The sequence below is a fragment of the Salipiger abyssi genome, assembly GCF_001975705.1.
Lineage (GTDB): Bacteria > Pseudomonadota > Alphaproteobacteria > Rhodobacterales > Rhodobacteraceae > Salipiger > Salipiger abyssi.
In genome coordinates this window covers 938654-955754 of the sequence record NZ_CP015093.1, presented here as the reverse complement: position 1 = coordinate 955754, position 17101 = coordinate 938654, and the positions used below count along the sequence as shown (strand labels likewise).

17 protein-coding genes are annotated in these 17101 nt (G+C 67.3%); 7 read left to right on the top strand and 10 right to left on the bottom strand.

Annotated features, from left to right (window positions below):
- The first annotated feature begins 107 nt into the window (after positions 1–107).
- Positions 108–1550, top strand: a complete 1443-nt coding sequence (locus Ga0080574_RS08245) for a D-alanyl-D-alanine carboxypeptidase family protein (protein ID WP_076696909.1) — start codon at positions 108–110, stop codon at positions 1548–1550.
- A 95-nt stretch (positions 1551–1645) separates the two neighbouring features.
- Here Ga0080574_RS08245 and ruvB read toward each other — a convergent pair whose 3' ends face one another.
- The 3 genes from ruvB to ruvC are packed head-to-tail and all read right to left on the bottom strand — an operon-like array spanning position 1646 to position 3839.
- Positions 1646–2671 carry a Holliday junction branch migration DNA helicase RuvB gene (ruvB, locus tag Ga0080574_RS08240; protein ID WP_076696907.1) on the bottom strand — a complete coding sequence of 342 codons (1026 nt, stop codon included), beginning with the start codon at positions 2669–2671 and terminating at the stop codon, positions 1646–1648.
- A 17-nt stretch (positions 2672–2688) separates the two neighbouring features.
- Positions 2689–3354 carry a Holliday junction branch migration protein RuvA gene (gene ruvA / locus Ga0080574_RS08235; RefSeq protein ID WP_076696904.1) on the bottom strand — a complete coding sequence of 222 codons (666 nt, stop codon included), beginning with the start codon at positions 3352–3354 and terminating at the stop codon, positions 2689–2691.
- Positions 3351–3839, bottom strand: coding sequence for a crossover junction endodeoxyribonuclease RuvC (gene ruvC / locus Ga0080574_RS08230; protein ID WP_076696902.1), 489 nt, complete (start codon positions 3837–3839; stop codon positions 3351–3353). The genes ruvA and ruvC overlap by 4 nt, the downstream gene beginning before the upstream one ends.
- A 322-nt stretch (positions 3840–4161) precedes the next feature.
- Here ruvC and Ga0080574_RS08225 point away from each other — a divergent pair, with 322 nt between their 5' ends.
- Positions 4162–4449: a DUF1127 domain-containing protein gene (locus Ga0080574_RS08225; protein ID WP_076696900.1), complete on the top strand. Its 288-nt coding sequence runs from the start codon at positions 4162–4164 to the stop codon at positions 4447–4449.
- A gap of 160 nt (positions 4450–4609) precedes the next feature.
- Here the strand turns inward: Ga0080574_RS08225 and Ga0080574_RS08220 are convergent, their stop codons facing one another.
- From Ga0080574_RS08220 to Ga0080574_RS08205, 4 genes are all read right to left on the bottom strand, one after another.
- The gene (locus Ga0080574_RS08220) at positions 4610–4960 is read right to left on the bottom strand and encodes a hypothetical protein (RefSeq protein WP_076705786.1); all 351 of its coding nucleotides are present in this window, start codon (positions 4958–4960) and stop codon (positions 4610–4612) included.
- 105 nt (positions 4961–5065) lie between these two features.
- A complete protein-coding gene (locus Ga0080574_RS08215) occupies positions 5066–5941 on the bottom strand; it encodes a 50S ribosomal protein L11 methyltransferase (RefSeq protein WP_076696897.1) in 876 nt (291 codons plus the stop codon).
- Positions 5942–6063: 122 nt separating this feature from the next.
- Complete coding sequence (locus Ga0080574_RS08210) at positions 6064–7299, bottom strand: MFS transporter (protein ID WP_076696895.1); 1236 nt, start codon at positions 7297–7299, stop codon at positions 6064–6066.
- A gap of 72 nt (positions 7300–7371) precedes the next feature.
- Positions 7372–7806, bottom strand: coding sequence for a cupin domain-containing protein (locus Ga0080574_RS08205; RefSeq protein WP_083716792.1), 435 nt, complete (start codon positions 7804–7806; stop codon positions 7372–7374).
- A 163-nt stretch (positions 7807–7969) separates the two neighbouring features.
- Here Ga0080574_RS08205 and Ga0080574_RS08200 point away from each other — a divergent pair, with 163 nt between their 5' ends.
- From Ga0080574_RS08200 to Ga0080574_RS08185, 4 genes are all read left to right on the top strand, one after another.
- Entirely contained in the window at positions 7970–9031 is a 1062-nt protein-coding gene (locus Ga0080574_RS08200; RefSeq protein ID WP_076696893.1) for a YeeE/YedE family protein, read from the top strand.
- Positions 9032–9078: 47 nt separating this feature from the next.
- Positions 9079–10053 carry a DMT family transporter gene (locus tag Ga0080574_RS08195; protein WP_076696890.1) on the top strand — a complete coding sequence of 325 codons (975 nt, stop codon included), beginning with the start codon at positions 9079–9081 and terminating at the stop codon, positions 10051–10053.
- Positions 10054–10129: 76 nt separating this feature from the next.
- Positions 10130–10756 carry a hypothetical protein gene (locus Ga0080574_RS08190; protein ID WP_076696888.1) on the top strand — a complete coding sequence of 209 codons (627 nt, stop codon included), beginning with the start codon at positions 10130–10132 and terminating at the stop codon, positions 10754–10756.
- A gap of 51 nt (positions 10757–10807) precedes the next feature.
- Positions 10808–11788 carry a D-alanyl-D-alanine carboxypeptidase family protein gene (locus tag Ga0080574_RS08185; RefSeq protein ID WP_237219339.1) on the top strand — a complete coding sequence of 327 codons (981 nt, stop codon included), beginning with the start codon at positions 10808–10810 and terminating at the stop codon, positions 11786–11788.
- 10 nt (positions 11789–11798) lie between these two features.
- On the opposite strand, the gene trpS is transcribed toward Ga0080574_RS08185, so the two are convergent.
- Positions 11799–12839: a tryptophan--tRNA ligase gene (gene trpS, locus Ga0080574_RS08180; protein WP_076696883.1), complete on the bottom strand. Its 1041-nt coding sequence runs from the start codon at positions 12837–12839 to the stop codon at positions 11799–11801.
- Positions 12840–12915: 76 nt separating this feature from the next.
- Here trpS and Ga0080574_RS08175 point away from each other — a divergent pair, with 76 nt between their 5' ends.
- Positions 12916–13602 (top strand): rhomboid family intramembrane serine protease, encoded by a 687-nt coding sequence (locus tag Ga0080574_RS08175; protein ID WP_076696881.1) that lies wholly within the window; start codon positions 12916–12918, stop codon positions 13600–13602.
- Positions 13603–13851: 249 nt separating this feature from the next.
- Here the strand turns inward: Ga0080574_RS08175 and Ga0080574_RS08170 are convergent, their stop codons facing one another.
- Positions 13852–15339: a phospholipase D family protein gene (locus Ga0080574_RS08170; protein ID WP_076696879.1), complete on the bottom strand. Its 1488-nt coding sequence runs from the start codon at positions 15337–15339 to the stop codon at positions 13852–13854.
- An 8-nt stretch (positions 15340–15347) separates the two neighbouring features.
- Positions 15348–16895, bottom strand: coding sequence for a murein biosynthesis integral membrane protein MurJ (gene murJ / locus Ga0080574_RS08165; RefSeq protein WP_076696878.1), 1548 nt, complete (start codon positions 16893–16895; stop codon positions 15348–15350).
- Between the last annotated feature and the right edge of the window lie 206 nt (positions 16896–17101).

The window sequence follows — 17101 nt, the reverse complement described above, 5'->3', positions numbered from 1 at the left end:
CACCGGAAAAATCCGGGGGCGAGAGGCAGCAAAAGGCGGATACCGTGACGGGACGGCGTAGGCAACGGCCGGGCCGAGCAGGCCTGTATGTTTTCACATTGATTTGGATGCTCATCGCTGTACCGGTGAGCGTGATGGCGGCGCCATATGCCGCCATGGTGATGGACGCGCGATCGGGCGAAGTCCTGCATGCGGAGAATGCGGATACGCCGCTGCATCCGGCATCGCTCACCAAGATGATGACGCTCTATATCGCCTTCGAGGCGGTCGAGCATGGCGAACTGACCATGGACACGATGGTGACCGTGTCGCGCAACGCGGCCGCAGAGCCGCCGTCGAAGCTGGGGCTTCGGCAGGGGCAGAAGATCAAGCTGCGCTATCTGGTGCGCGCCGCGGCGGTGAAATCGGCCAACGATGCCGCCACCGCCATCGGCGAGGCGATTGCCGGGTCCGAGGCCGCCTTTGCCCGCCGGATGAACCGCACCGCCAAGGCGATGGGCATGACCCGGACCAATTTCAAGAATGCCAACGGCCTGACCGAGAGCGGGCATATGTCGACCGCCCGCGACATGTCGATGCTGGGCCGGCACATGATCTATGATTATCCGCAATATTATAACCTGTTCTCGCGGGTCACGACCCATGCGGGGATGCGCGAGGTGGCCAATACCAACCGCCGCTTCCTGGGGCAGTATCGGGGTGCCGACGGCATCAAGACCGGCTATACACGCGCCGCTGGCTTCAACCTCGTGGCCTCCGCCGAGCGCGGGCAGGAGCGGATCATCACCACTGTCTTCGGCGGTCGCTCGACCGCGTCGCGCAATGCCAAGGTGGCCGAGCTGATGGATTTGGGCTTCAAGCGCGCCAATACCCGCGTGGCGCTGCGCCGGCCGGGCAAACCGCCCTATCTCGGCAACAAGGGGCTGGGCGATGTGCTGGTGGCGCGGAGCGCCGATCCTTCGCCGGACGGGGCGCGTGGCAAGACGATCCGCGTGGTGAGCGCGGCGGTGACCCGCAGCCTGCGTCCGCAATCCCGCCCGGGTGCCTCGGGCACCGATGTGGCGCCGCTGGTGGCCAGCGTCGAGGGCGATATCGAAACCGTGCTGGCGGCGGTGCAGACCGCCAAGGTCGCGGCGGAACCTGCGCCGGTGCAGGTGGCGGATGCCTCGGACGTGGCGCCGGGCGCCTCGGTCAAGCCGATGCGCCGACCCAAGGGCATCGTGCTGGCCAGCGCCGCCGCGGCGGCGGCCGCAGAGCCCATCGCCGAGCCGGTCGAGGAGCAGGAGGTCGTCACCCGGCTTTCCACCTCCGGCGGGCGCCACTGGGGCATCAATGTGGGCCGCTATCCCAGCCGCTACTCCGCCGAAAAGGTGCTGCTGAAGACCGCGCTGATGGAGACCAGCACGCTCGATGGCTCGCTGCGCAAGGTGGTGAACCGCAGCAGCGGCTTCGACGCCAACTTCATGGGGCTGAGCCGCGAGACCGCCGATCTCGCCTGCCGCCGCCTTCAGGCCCGTCAGGTGACCTGCTTCATGATCGGCCCGAGCTGAGCGAGACCAAGACCGCATCGGCGAAAACGCCGGGCGGACCTCCAGAGCCCTGCCCCCGGCCACTTTGCCGGGGGTTTTCTTTTGCGGGGTGTTCTTCAGTCGAAGAGTGTCGCCTGCCCGGGCGGTTTCGGCGCCGCCATGCCGAGATGGGTCCAGGCGCGCTGCGCCAGCATCCGCCCGCGCGGGGTGCGCTGGATGAGCCCCTGTTGCAGCAGATAGGGCTCGATCACCTCCTCGATGGCGTCTCGGCTTTCCGACAGCGCCGCCGAGATCGTCTCGATCCCCACCGGCCCGCCGGCGTAATGCTCGGCGATCAGCGTCAGATAGCGCCGGTCGGCGCCGTCGAGCCCCAGCCCGTCGACGCCCAGCCGGGTCAGCGAGCGGTCGGCCAGCGCCTGGGTCACCACGCCATTGCCCTCGACCACGGCGAAATCCACCACCCGGCGCAGCAGTCGCCCGGCGATCCGGGGTGTGCCGCGCGCGCGCCGCGCGATCTCGCGGGCGCCATCGGGCTCGGCCCGCACGCCGAGCTTTTCGGCGTTGCGGGTGACGATGCTGTTGAGCTCCTCCACCGTGTAGAATTGCAGCCGCGTCGGAATGCCGAACCGGTCGCGCAGCGGCGTGGTCAGCAGCCCCAGACGGGTGGTCGCGCCGACCAGCGTGAAGGGTTGCAGCTCGATCCGCACGGTGCGCGCGGCGGGGCCTTCGCCGATCACCAGATCGAGCTCGTAATCCTCCATCGCCGGATAGAGCACCTCTTCGACCGCCGGGTTCAGACGGTGGATCTCGTCGATGAAGAGCACGTCATTGCGTTCGAGATTGGTGAGAATCGCCGCCAGATCGCCGGCCTTGGCCAGCACCGGGCCGGAGGTCATGCGGAACCCCACGCCCAGCTCGCGCGCCATGATCTGCGCCAGCGTCGTCTTGCCGAGCCCGGGCGGGCCGTGGAACAGCGTGTGGTCCATCGCCTCGCCGCGCGCGCGGGCCGACTGGATGAAGACGCGCAGATTGGCCCGCGCCTCCGCCTGACCGACAAAATCGTCGAGCATCTGCGGCCTGAGCGCGCGGTCGCGGTCCTCGGCCATCGGCTCGGGGCGCAGGGTCGGATCCGGTCCGGTCATGGGTCAGCCCTTTCGCGTCATCCCTTGGGGGCGAGCAGCCGCAGCGCGGCGCGGATCAGCTCGGCGGTATTCGCCTCGGGCGCCTCGCCCGCCGCCTGCGCCACCGCTGCTGCCGCCTCTCCCGGGGCATAGCCGAGATTGCTCAGCGCCGAAAGCGCCTCGGACTGCGCGGGGGCGGCAGGGGCGGGGCGGGGAGCGGCCGGCGCCGGCGTGGCGGGCGCCGCGTCGTCGAGCACCTCGGGGCCGGCGCTGGCCACAGGGCCCACGCCCATCGCCATGACCGTCGGCGCCTTGTCCTTCAACTCGTTCACCACGCGCTGCGCGGTCTTGGGCCCGATACCCTTGGCGGCCTTGATAGCGTTCCAGTCGCCGAGCGCGATAGCCCGGCTCACCCCGTCGGGGCCAAGCGTGCCGAGGATCGCCAGCGAAGCCTTGGCACCCACGCCCTGCACCGACATCAGCAGCCGGTGCCATTCCTTCTCCACCAGCGTGGGAAAGCCGAAGAGCTGCAACAGATCCTCGCGCACCAGCAGGTCGGTATAGAGCGCCGCCGCCTCGCCCGCGCCGGGCAGCGCGGCCAGCACCCGGTCGGAGCAATAGACCACATAGCCCACGCCGCGCACGTCGATGAGGACGTGATCCTCACCCTTGTATTCGATCCGTCCGGCAACCCGTCCGATCATGCCTTTACCCTCATCCGCTGCGCGCCCAGATGATGCGCGTGACAAATGGCGATGGCCAGCGCGTCGGCGGCGTCGGGCCCGACGATCTCCACCCCGGGGAGCTGCATCTTCACCATATGGTCGATCTGCCGCTTGTCCGCATGGCCGACGCCCACCACGGTCTTCTTGACGCTGTTGGGGGCGTATTCGCCGACCTCGAGCCCGAACTGCGCCGGCACCAGCAGCGCGATGCCGCGCGCCTGGCCGAGCTTCAGCGTGCCGGCGCCGTCGCGGTTGACGAAGGTCTGCTCCACCGCCGCGATCTCTGGCTGCCAGCGGCTCAGTACGTCGGTGAGCTGAGAGTGCAGCGACAGCAGCCTGCCGGCCAAGGCGCCGGTGCCCGATTCGCAAATTCCGTTGGCGACATGGCGAAGGCGGCTGCCTTCGGCGTCGATGATTCCCCATCCGAGATGCCGCAAGCCCGGATCGATGCCCAGAACCCTCATACCTGCCCGCCTTTGTGTTGCTTTTATACCTCGAATTAGCACGAAACGCGAACATCCGCCAAGCCCCCGCAGCGGCTCATTTCCGCCCGAGCCATGCAAAAATGCCGTGGGCGGCGCCGGAAACCGACATGACGCCGCTTTTGGGCGACAGCGCGCGAGTCGATTTATGCAATTCATTTCCAACGGCTTAAGGGCGATGCGAGCTATGCCGGAATCGCATAGGGCCCATGCGTTTTCAGGGTGTTGCTGGATCGAGCAGAGCCGCCTATTTGCCGCATATAAATTACGCACTCTGAAAACTTCAGGACAAGGACACTGACCTATGTCGGCATATGACACCTTCCGCGCGCAAGACGGCGCCGCCGGCCTCGCCGGCCGCATCGGCACCGTTTTTGTTTCTGGCTTTGGCGCCGCTCCGGAGCGCAGCGCATCCGCATCCGTCGCGATTGCGGCGCAGATCAGCCGTTTCGCTTCGGCTATCTCCGACGCGCTCATCGCATGGAACGAGATGCGCCTGACCCGCAAGAGCCTCGAAGCTCTGAGCGACCGTGAACTCGATGATATCGGGCTGACCCGCGCCGAGATCGATATGGTGGCACGCGGACGCTGAGGCATGTACCTCATCGCGCCGGATCGGCGCAGCCGTGCCAGAAGGCCAGAAAAAAGGGCCGCGTCTTTCGGATGAAGACGCGGCCCTGTTACGTTTTACCTAAGTCCAACAGAGACAGTCGGAGAGAGAAACGGTCCGGAGTGGATCCGGCTGCGAAAACTCAGGACAGGTAAGGCAGGATAAGGGTGGTGAGCGCGGTGGTCACCGGGTCGGCGCCCATCAGCCAGGCACCGGCGCGCTCGATCAGGGTGCCGTTCGCCAGATGCCCGATGCGAAGCGCATATTCTTCGGCGCCGAGCCCGGCGAGCAGAAATGCCTTGAACACGAAAAAGCAGAGGCCGGCCAGAAGCGCGAGGCGTATCGAGATGCCGGAAGCCCGAACCCGGCGGATCGGCTTGTGCTCGATCGTACCGTTGCGATTTACTTTCGTCACATAGCCCTGCGCGAGCCGGCGGTGTCTCGCCGTCACTTCGCGCTGACGCTTGTCGAAATTGCGTAACGCCCTGTCCATGGCAACCTCGTAAAACCCGGCCCCCACCGGATGTCCGAGGTTATGTGAGAGAATTGCGGCAAATTTGCGGCAATTGCCTTGGGTTCTCCTCAAATCCGGCGATTCTCAAGCGGATTTACGAAGTGTTAAGGTTACCCAGTCGCCAATCTCGTCCCGTTGGATGAGATTGATGCCGTTCCGTGCATAAACCTCGACGACCTCATCCGCCTGCCGGGTGAGTATTCCGGACAGAATCGCATATCCGTTCGTATCGAGATGCTCTGCCATCGAGGGGGCGAGGTCGATCAGCGGCTGTTTCAGGATATTGGCAAAGACCAGATCGAAGGGCGCGCGGGCCGCGAGCTCGGGGTTGCCGAAGCCGGCGGCCTCGACGCAGGTCACCTTGCCGGTCAGATCGTTGGCACGGACATTGGCCTCGGCCACCTCGACGGCGACCTCGTCGATATCTGACGCGATCACCGGGTCCGGCCAGATCCGCGCGGCGGCCATGGCCAGCACGGCGGTGCCGCAGCCGATATCGGCGACGCGCTTGCCGGTGAAGCCGTCATTGGCCAGCCGGTCGAGTGCCCTGAGGCAGCCCAGCGTGGTGCCGTGGTGGCCGGTGCCAAAGGCCATGGCGGCCTCGATCAGCAGCGGCTCGGAGTCCGCGGGCACCTTGTCGGCATCGTGGCTGCCATAGACAAAGAACCGGCCCGCCTCGACCGGGGTCAGCTCGCGGCGCACCTTGTCGACCCAGTCGGTGTCGGGCACCTCGGAGACCACGAAGTCCTGCGCGCCGAAAGCCGCCGCCAGCAGCGCCAGCTCGATCCCGTCGGGCTCTTCGGTGAAATAGCCGCCGACCTCCCAGGTGCCCGAGCCGTCCTCGATCTCGAAGACGCCGACGCCGGTGGGCATCGGGTCGAGCTCTTCCATCGCCTCGCCGAGCGCCTCGGCGGGCTCCTTGGCGGAAAGCTTGGTGAAGGCGGTCCAGGTCTTGGGCATGGGAATGTCTCCGGGTGGGTCGCGGCCCGATAGCGCGTTTGGCGCGGCTTGGAAAGAGGCAGGCCCCGGCCTTCATCTTTCCAGATACACTCCCGCCGGAGGCATCCGCCCTCGCGGCCGGGCTATTCCGCCGGGGCCGGGGCGGTGAGCTGGGAAAAGATCGTCTCGTTGCCCGGCTCGGGGTGGCGCGGGATCATCAGTGCCAGCCCCAGCGAGGCCAGCGCCATGGCGGCGGCGAGGCCGAACACGGCGCCCGGCGAGACCAGCCAGAGATAGCCCAGCAGGAAGGGTAGGAACACCGCCGCGATATGGTTGATGGTGAAGGCCACGGCGGCGGTGGGCGCCATATCGCCGGGATCGGCGATCTTCTGGAAATAGGTCTTCAGCGCCAGACGCAGCGCAAAGAACACATGGTCGATCACATAGAGCACCGAGGCCAGCACCACGCCCCAGCCGAACCAGTAGATGCCGCCATAGAGCACGAACACAATCGTCAGCCCGACATATTCAAAGATCAGCACCGGGCGCTCGCCGTAGCGGTGCACCATCTTGCCCAGCAGCGGCGCCGCCACGAGGTTCACCACGAGGTTGATCAAGAACAGCGCGGTCACCTCATGCACCGAGAAGCCGAAGCGCTCGACCATCATGAACCCCGCGAAGACGATAAAGATCTGCCGCCGCGCGCCGGCCATGAATTGCAGTGCATAGTAGAGCCAGTAGCGCTTGCGCAGCACAAAGCTCTTGCGCTGCGGATTGGGGCTTTCGAATTGCGGAAAGACCAGTGCGCAATAGGCCACGATCACCAGCGTCAGCCCGCCGGAGGCGAGATAGACCGTGTTGTAGGACAGGCCCAGCGACTCCCAGGTCATGACGATGGCGACATAGGCGACGAAGGTCGCGGCGCTCGCCGCCGAGAGCAGCCAGCCCAGCATCTGCGGCGCGCGGTCCTTGGGCAGCCATTGCAGCTGAAGGCTCTGGTTCACCGTCTCGTAATAGTGGAACCCGATGGAGCTGAGCATGGTGACGATCAGCAGCCCGGCCATGGAGGGGAACCAGGCGGTGACCGCCGTGGCCGCCCCCAGCAGGGCGAGCGCCGAGAGCGCCAGGACCTGCTCGCGCATCACCAGCAGCACCAGGATCACGCCGATGGCGAGAAAGCCCGGGATCTCGCGCACCGTGTGCAGCCAGCCGATATCCGAGCCATCGAACTGCGCCGCCTCGATGACGAAATTATTCAGCAGCGCCGACCATGTGGCAAAGCTCAGCGGCATGGCAATGGCCATGAGGAACAGCAGGGTCACGGGGCGCCGCCAGATCGGCAGGGTTCCCGCAGCGGCGAGAGGCACAATACGAGTCATGTTCTGTGCTTTACGCCCGAATTTACCCGGAGGCGAGCCGATAGTCTGTGCGTCAGCGCGCAGAGTGCTGCGTCAGGCTTGCGAAAACCGGTATTCCACATCCGCAAAACGGTCGCGCGGGAAGATATAGAGAAAGCGCAGCCCCTCCGGCCCGGCAACCGTGCCGTGCTCGGCATCCTCGGGAATATAGAGCGCTGTCTCGGGGCCGAGCGGATGCGGCATGCCGTCGATGGTCACGATGCCGGCGCCGGAGAGACCGAAATAGATCTCCGCCGGACCGTGGCGATGGGGCAGCAGCGTGCCCATGGGGCCGAACTCGGCAATGCCCAGAACCATCCCCCTGGTGGGGGTGCGGTCGGCACAGAAGAGCGTCCGCCAGAAGACACTGCCGAAAGCCGGATCCTCGCCCCCCTCGAGCGGCGCGCTCGCGGCATCCGCCATCACCGCAAGAGACATCAGCGCGGCGAGCTGCGGCATGGTGGTGGCGTCGAGCTCCGGCTGGGACATGGCGGTCCTCTCCCTGGCGTGGGGTTTCGCCAGAGATGCCGTTTCGCGCGGGCCGGGTCGCGCTGGATTCCGACCTCGATGTCGCGAAGTGGCGCCCATGATCTGAATCAAGGCGCACATATTCGCATGCGGGCATGAGTCCCCGCCAAAAGGAGCCCGCGCCATGGATCTTATCGCTCTCGTCGAACGACTCGGAGAAAACCCGACCGCCGCGCTCTTCGGTCTGCTCACCGGCACGGTCTTTGGCATCGCGGCGCAGCGCTCGCGCTTCTGCCTGCGCGCGGCGACGGTGGAATTCGCCCGGGGCGCGATGAAGGACAAGGTGGCGGTCTGGCTGCTGACCTTCTCCACCGCGCTGGTCTGGGTGCAGGGCGCGCAGCTTCTGGGCTTTTTCGATGCCTCCAACGCGCGCATGATGGCGGTGCCGGGCAGCTGGTCGGGGGCGATCATTGGCGGGCTGCTGTTCGGCGCGGGCATGGTGCTGGCCAATGGCTGCTCGGGCCGGCTGCTGGTGCTGGCGGCGACGGGCAACCTGCGCTCGGTGATCTCCGGCATGATCTTTGCCGTTGTGGCGCAGATGAGCCTTTCGGGCATCCTGTCGCCCTGGCGCGACAAGCTGGCGGCGCTCTGGGTCACCTCGGGCGGGCGCAACATGGATCTGCTGGCGGCGGCGCATTTGCCGCAAGAGGCGGGGCTGGTGATCGGCCTGATCATCGCAGCGATCGCGCTTGAGCTGTCGCGGCGCAACCGCATCGGCTTTTCCCGGCTGGTCTTTGCCTCGGGTGTGGGCTTTGCCGTGGCGTTGGGCTGGGGGCTCACCTATGCGCTGTCGAACGTGGCTTTCGATCCGGTACAGATCGAAAGCGCCACTTTCACCGGCCCTTCGGCGCATACGCTGATGTTCTTTCTCGACCGGGGCGCCGTGCTGGAATTCGACGTGGGGCTGGTGCCCGGCGTCTTCATCGGCGCCTTCCTCGCCGCCGCCTGGGGGCGGGAGCTGAAGTTCCAGGGCTTCGACGGCCCGACGCCACTGCGCAACGCGATGATCGGCGCGGCGCTCATGGGCTTCGGCGGCATGCTGGCGGGCGGCTGCGCCATTGGCGCGGGGGTCACCGGCGGCTCGATCTTTGCCGGCACCGCCTGGCTGGCGCTCTTTTGCATGTGGATCGGCGGCATGACCATGGATGTGCTGATGGGCGGCCGGCGGCAATGCGCCCCCGCCTGAGCGCTTTGCCCATGGCGCGGGCTTGCGTGGCGGGCTAAACCGTTTGCATGGCAACGATCTCCGACCGCCCGGCGCTGGGCATCCTGTTCATCTGTCTCGGCGTCGCCGCGATTTCGGTGAACGACATGCTGATCAAGCTGCTCTCGGGCGGCTATCCGCTGCACGAGCTGGTGGCGGTGCGCGCGGGCCTCGGGCTGATCATCACGCTGAGCCTCTTGCAGCTCGAAGGCGGCTGGCGGCTGCTGCGCACCAGCACGCCCTTTCTGCATATGGCGCGCGGGCTCTTGGTGGTGCTCGCCAATATGACCTTTTACGCGGCCTTCTCCGTACTGCCGCTGGCGCAGGTCACGGCGCTGTTCTTTGTCGCACCGCTCTTCATCACGCTGCTCTCGATCCCGTTTCTGGGCGAAAAGGTCGGTCCGCTGCGCCTCGGCGCGGTGGTGGTGGGCTTTGCCGGGGTGCTGATCATGCAGCAGCCGTGGAAAGCCTCGCTGGACACCTCGCGCATCGTGCTGCTTTTGCCGGTGATCGCCGCGTTTTTCTATGCGCTCTTGCAGGTGCTGACGCGGCGGCTGGGGCTGACGACGCGGGCCTCTGCGCTGGCGGTCTATCTTCAGGCGACCTTTCTGGTGGTGGCCTTCGGCTTCTGGCTCGTGGCGGGCGATGGCCGCTATGCCGAGAGGGTCGAGAGCGAGGCGCTGCGCTTTCTGCTGCGCCCCTGGGTCTTGCCGGAGGGGCGCGACATTCTGGTCTTTCTGGCGCTGGGCACGCTCTCGGGCTTTGTCGGTTACGCTCTGAGCGCTGCTTACCGGCTTGCTGCGGCGGCGGTGATTGCGCCCTTCGAATATATCGGTCTGCCGCTCGCGATTCTCTGGGGCTGGCTGATCTTCGGCGAATGGCCGGGCGCCAGCGTCTGGGCCGGCTGTGCGCTGATCGTGGGCGCCGGGCTCTTCGTCTTCCTGCGCGAGCGGCAGAAGGACAGCCTCGCCCCCGGACGGCGGCGGCTCTGGGGGCGGCGCTGAGCGGCGCAAAGTTTCCGCTTCAAACCGCCTGCTGCCGCCCATTATAAGCGCCCCGTCGCAAGCGAAGGAGGGCGCCATGCAGCCTCAGGACATCGAGCCGCTGTTCACCCGCAGGGACGGCAGCTATTTCTGCGCCCGCTGGGGGCGGCCCATCGTGCCCATTGTCTTCGGGGTCGAGGATGCGACGCTGAGCGTGGTGAAAGGCGCCTTCGAGGCGATCTGCGCCATGGCGGGCCACAAGATGGCCGAGACCGATCCGGAATTCGGCGCCAATGTCATGGTGTTTTTCTTCCGCGACTGGGGGGAGCTGCTGGAACTGCCCGATCTGGGCCGGATGATCGACGGGCTCGACGAGATGGTGGCGCGGTTGCAGGCGGGCGGGGCCAACCAGTACCGCGTTTTCCGTTTCGACCGCGACGGCGCGATCAAGGCGGCGTTCGTCTTTCTGCGCATGGACAAGGCGCTGGCGGCGCAGCCCGCCGAGGAGCTGGCGCTGGCGCAGGTGGTGCAGGTGATGCTGGTCTGGTCCGAGACCGCCTTTGCCGAGCGCTCGCCGCTGGGCCGGCTGGAGGATGGGCGCGTGGTGCTGCGCCCGGACATCGCCGGCGTGCTGCGCGCGGCCTACGATCCGGTGATGCCGGCCATGGCTCAGGATCCGAGCCATGCGCTGCGGCTGGCGGCACGGGCCGGGCAGGGGGCTTGAGTTCACGCTTTTGAAAGGCCTGCCGGGCTATGGCTGGTGTCGCAGAATGCGATGGCAGGAGAAACCGGCGGCCTCATGGGGCGATTTCGCGACAGGATCTGGATTTGCGCGCTTGCGCTGTGGCTGGTGTGTGCAGCCGGCGGCGGCTGGGCGGCGCCGGGGGCGAGCTTCGTCATGGATGCCCGCACCGGGCAGGTCTATGCGGCGGAGAACGCCGATGCCCGGCGGCACCCGGCCTCGCTCACCAAGATGATGACGCTCTATCTGGCCTTTGCGGCGGTGGAGCGCGGCAGGCTGGCGATGGAGGATGTGGTGCGCATCTCCGCCAGGGCCGCGCTGGAGCCGGGCTCGCGCCTTGGGCTGCGCGCGGGGGAGCGGGTGACCGTGCGCGATCTGATCACCGCCACGGCGGTGCGCTCGGCCAATGACGCGGCCACAGCGCTTGCCGAGGCGGTGGCGGGCAGCGAGACCGCATTCGTGACGCGGATGAACGACGCGGCGCGGCGGATGGGCCTGCGCAACACGCGGTTTCGCAACGCGCACGGGCTGACGGCAGAGGGGCATTATTCCACCGCCCGCGACATGAGCCTGCTCGGACGGCAGCTTGCCCTCGATTTCCCGCAATTCTTCGAGCTGTTCCGCCAGCGAAAGGCTCAGGCGGCGGGGCGCGAGATCCTGCATACCAACCGCCGCTTTCTGGGCGCCTATGCGGGCGCGGACGGGATCAAGACCGGCTACACCAGTGCCGCGGGCTACAACCTGACCGCCTCCGCCCGGCGCGGCCGCAAATGGCTGATCGTGACGGTGATGGGGGCGGGCTCGTCTGCGGAGCGCAGCGCGCGGGTGTCACGGCTGATGGATGCGGGGTTTGCCAAAGCGCCGGAACGGGCGAAGCCGATGCCTCCGCGCTCCGCACCGCGCCCGCTGCTGGCGGATCGGGCGCCGCTCTTCACCGCTGCGGCAAACGATGCCGTTACAGACGCGAGCCCGCCACGGGGGGCGGGCTCGGTCGGTGTCTTTGCCTTGCGCTGAGCGTCAGGGATCAGGCCCCGGCGCCCACCATGCCGACGATCTCGTATGTCTTTTTCAGGATCGGTGCCGCGATGGCGCGGGCGCGGTCGGCGCCGCCGCTGAGGATGCGGTCGATCTCTGCCGGGTCTTGCATATAGCGGGCCATTTCCGACGAGATCGGCGCCAGCTTGGCCACCGCCAGATCCGCCAGCAGCGGCTTGAACTCGGAAAACGGCTTGCCGCCCATATCTGCCATCACCTGCGCCGCCGGCATCTCGGCCAGGGCAGCATAGATATTGACGAGGTTGCGCGCCTCGGGCCGCCCCTCCAGCCCGTCGAGATCGGAGGGCAGGGGCTCCGGGTCGGTCTTGGCCTTGCGGATCTTCTTGGCGATCGCATCCGCATCGTCGGTCATATTGATCCGCGAGGCGTCCGAAGGATCGGATTTCGACATCTTCTTGGAGCCGTCGCGCAGCGACATGACCCGCGTGGCAGCCCCCTCGATCACCGGCTGGGTGATCGGGAAGAACTCGGTCTTGAAGTCATGATTGAACTTGATCGCGATGTCGCGGGTCAGCTCCACATGCTGTTTCTGGTCCTCGCCCACCGGCACATGGGTGGCGTGGTAGATCAGGATGTCGGCCGCCATCAGCGCGGGATAGGCGAAGAGCCCCAGCGAGGCTTTCTCGGCATGTTTGCCGGCCTTGTCCTTCCACTGCGTCATCCGGTTCATCCAGCCCATCCGGGCGACACAGTTGAAGATCCAGGCGAGCTGCGCATGCTCGGCCACCTGGGACTGGTTGAAGAGGATCGACTGCGTCGGATCGAGCCCGGCGGCAAGGTAGCCGGCGGTCAGCTCGCGGGTCTGCCGGGTCAGCGCCTCGGGGTCTTGCCAGACGGTGATCGCATGCATGTCGACGACGCAATAGATCGTCTCGACACCGCTTCCCTGCATGTCCACGAAGCGCTTGATCGCGCCGAGATAATTGCCGAGCGTCAGGCCTCCGGACGGCTGGATGCCGGAAAAGACGCGCGGGGTGAAGGCGGGATTGTTCTGGGCCGCCTCGGACATGGGCCATACTCCGTCTGGATATTCGGGTGGCGCTGGCTTACCCATGCCCCGACATGCCGTCAAGAAAGAGCCCGCCATGGTGCATCCGCATAACGAACCGCCCCTGAACCCGATGCCGCCCGTGGTGATGGCGCTGTTCATCGTCATCGTCGGCGTGGAGGCGGTGTTTTCGCTCGGCAGCTACGGGATTGTCGGCGGCCCGGCGGCGGTGGGCTGGCGCCTCGACGCGATGGAGCGCTTCGCCTTTCTGGCGCCGGTGCTGCAATGGATGCTTCAGACCGGGCAGTTCCCGGCGGAGCATGTGATCCGGCTGTTCAGCTACCCGTTCGTGCATGGCAATTTCACCCATGCGCTCTTTGCCGGGGTGATGCTGCTCGCCATGGGCAAGATGGTGGCCGAGGCGCTGGGCTCGCTGCGCACGGCGGTGCTGTTTTTTGCCTCGACGCTGGGCGGTGCGCTGGCCTACGGGCTGCTGCTCGACACGCGGGTGCCGCTGATCGGGGCGTTTCCGCCAGTTTACGGGCTGATCGGAGCGTTCACCTATCTGCTCTGGCTGCGGCTGGGGCAGATGGGCGCGCAGCAGATCCGGGCGTTTTCGCTGATCGGGATGCTGCTGGCGATCCAGCTGCTCTTCGGCCTGATCTTCGGCGGCAGCCAGGATTGGGTGGCCGATCTGGGCGGGTTTGCCACCGGGTTCCTGCTGGCCACGGTACTGATCCCGGGCGGCTGGGCGCGGCTACTGGCGCGGTTCCGGCGGGATTGAGCAGGTTCGCGGGGCGCGTGGTGGTTGGAAACCCACCCTACGCCTCGAGCCTTTCGTGAGCCGCGACATCGTCGGCCCGTGGGGTGGCGATCTGCCTTGAGAATCTCTCGATTTATCCCGGCCAAGTCCGAAAGACCTCAACACATCGCGCTGTCGTCACCAAATCGCCAGCCCGCCCGGACGGGCCGGCGATGTCGCGGCGGCCTGCGGCCTTGTCCCGCGCCGGGGCAGGGTTCCGCCGTACTCCCTTCAGAACATATCCGCCGGCAGCAGCGGCAACAGGCGCGAGAGCTTCTTGCTCTGCGCCATCGGGTAGGGCAGGGCAAAGCCCTCGCGCTCTTCCGGCGGTTTCGCGGCATTGGCCAGCGCCGCCTGCCGCCATGTCCGTGCCTGCACCGTGCTCTGCGCGCCGAGCCGGGGCCCGAGCCATTTCTCCGCCAGCCGCTCGCGCAGCGCCTTCACATCGTCGGGACGGCGGAACAGCACCGAGGCCTCGGTGTCCCAGCGCAGCGAGCGGCCGTTGAGATTGGCCGAGCCCACCATGCCCACCCGGTCGTCGATCAAGGTGACCTTGGAATGCACATAGACCGGCCCGGCGCCCAGCACTTGCGCCACCTCGTCCTGGGCGGGGCGGTCCTGCCCGGGCGAGATCAGCGCCAGACGATCGCCAAAGACATGGGAGAGCCGCGCCACCGCCTCGGTCTGGAGCGCATGGCCGTGGCGCGCATCCCAGCCGATATCGCTGCTGAACAGCACCCGCTCGGCGGCGGGCGGCAGCACGATCACCAGTTGCAGATCCGGATGGCGCCGCGCGGCGCGGGCCAGCGCCTCGACGATGGGGCGGTGACGCAGAAACTGGGTCTCGATATAGATATGCCGCTGTGCCTCGCCGATCATCGCGATCAGCGCCTTCTCGTGGTCCTGCACGCGGGCGCGGGGCGCCAGCCGGGCCGCGCCGCCGCAGGGGGCGGAGACGGTGCGCACCAGACGCAGATCGGCAGGCGGCTGCGGGCGGATGCTGGTGTCGAGCGGCTCTGCCGCGCCGCTGAGGCTCGGCGTGCCGCAGGCGAGCGCGGCGTTCCAGGTCTCGGCGAAATGCAACCGCAGCGCGGCGGAGAAATCCGCGTCCTCGACCTGCATCGAGACATCGTGCCAGGTCTCTGCCGGCGGGCGGTCGTGATCGGGGGTGTCGTAGCGGCGCTCGTTGATGTCGAGCCCGCCGATGATGCAGCGCGTGCCGTCGGCCACGGCGAATTTCTGGTGGATGGTCACCGGGCGCAGCCGCACCGGCCCCTTGATCAGCGCCCGCTGCACCGGGGTGAGCCGTGCCGGGTCTTCGGATCGCAGGGCGCGCAGGCTGGCGCCGATGCGCCCGCGCATCGCCAGGTGCCAGAGCGGTCCGGCCTTTTGCCCGTGTGGCGCGCAGAGCACCTGCGCATCGCCCTGAAGCACCTCGGCAAAGCCGCTGGCCGAGGTCCAGGCCAGCCGGTGCAGATCCGAGGTGAAGACCGGATCGAAATCCGCCAGGATCAGCCGCAGCCTCACCCCGCGCCGCGCCACCTGCGCCAGCAGGTCCGCCCATGTGTGCAGGCCCCGCTCGATGAGCTCGGGGCTGCGCAGCCGGGTGCGCGGATCGAAGATCCGGAAGGAGAGCACAAGCTCCTCGCGCGCCGTGTCGGCGAGGCGTTCGAGCGCGGGAAAGCCCTCGGCGGCGGTGATGAGCGAGGTGAGCGACATGCGCGGGCTCAGCTCCGTCTGCGGCGCAGGGCCGCGCTGAATTCCGACAGGCGGAACGCGCCCAGCAACTGACCCGCCGCGCCATAGGAGACGAGGCCGGAGAGCAGCAGGAGCAGCAGAGCGGGGTAGCGCCAGTAGTCCATGCCCAAGAACGGTGCGAGGGCCAGATAGGTTCCCCAGAGCACCGCACCCATGAGCGCCGAGGCGAAGCAGATGCGCCAGATCCGGCGGCGGAACCTTGCGTCGAACCGGGCCACATCGCCGATGCGGCGCCCGCCGATCATCAGCATCGCCGCCATCACCCAGCCGGCGACCGAGGTCGCGACGGCGGGGGCGATCCAGCCGATCACCGGGGCCAGCCCCACCGCCAGCACCGCGTTGACGATCATCGACCATACCGCGTAGCGGAAGGGGCTGCGGGTGTCCTCGCGGGCGAAGAACAGCGGTTGCAGCACCTTTTGCAGCACAAATGCCGGCAGGCCCAGCCCGTAGAGCGCCACCGCGAAGGCAATGGCGGCGCTGTGCTCGGCCCCGGTGGCGCCGCGCTCGTAGAGCACCGAGACCATGGGCAGCGGGATCACCACCAGCGCCACGGCGGCGGGGATGGTCAGTGCCAGCGCCATCTCTCCGGCGCGGGAAAAGGCGTGGCGGGCGCCGTCGTCGTCATGCGCCTTGAGCCGGCGCGAGAGATCCGGCAGCAGCACGATGCCCACGGCGATGCCGACCACGCCAAGGGGCAACTGATAGAGCCGGTCGGCGGCGTAGAGAAAGCTCACCGCGTTGTCGAATTGCGAGGCGACCTGCTGGCCCACCAGCAGGTTCACCTGCATCACGCCGCCAGCCAGCGCCGCCGGCACCGCGACGCGCACCAGCCGGCGCATATCCGGTGTCAGGCGGGGCCGCCCCGGGCGCACCTTGATGCCCGCGCGCTCCACGGCCACCCAGACCAGCGCCAACTGCGCCACGCCGGCCAGCGGCACCGTCCAGATCAGCCAGAGGATGACCTCGCCGCCGAGCCAGGCCCCCATCGTCATGGCGAGGATGACGAGGATGTTCAGCAACACCGGCGCCGCGGCGGCGGCGGCGAAATGGCCGGTGGCGTTCAACGCGCCGGAAAACAGCGCGGCCAGCGAGATGAACAGAATATAGGGAAAGACCACGCGGCCATAGCCCACGGTGAGGTCGAACCGGGCGTCCTCGGTAAAGCCCTCGGCGGTGGCCCAGACCAGCGCCGGCATGAAGATCAGCGCCAGCGCGACGATGATCAGCAGCACGAAGCCGAGCCCGCTCAGCGCATCGCGGGCAAAGACCTGCGGATCTTCGCCACCCTCGTATTTCTTGGAAAAGATCGGCACGAAAGCGGCGTTAAACGCGCCTTCGGCGAAAAAGCGGCGGAACATGTTGGGCAGCCGGAAGGCGGCCACGAAAGCATCCATCACCGGGCCGGGGCCGATATAGGCGAGGATGACGGTGTCGCGGACCAGCCCGAGAACGCGGCTTGCCAGCGTCCAGAAGCCGACGGTGAGGACACCGGAAATCAGGCGTATGGGTTTCATGTCTGCTCGGCCCCTTTATGCCCTGCGGGCTGGAGGCAGACGTAGCTTATCGCGGGGATCTGAGGAAGGGGCGAGATCGGGCGATGACGGCCTTCCGGATGCGGACGGAGACGACGTAGGCACATTGTCGCGCAATGGTCTCTGAGTTGTCCTTGCGCAAAGCGCGACCCGCTATATCCCACTATAATTTTGATGCGCTTGCGGAA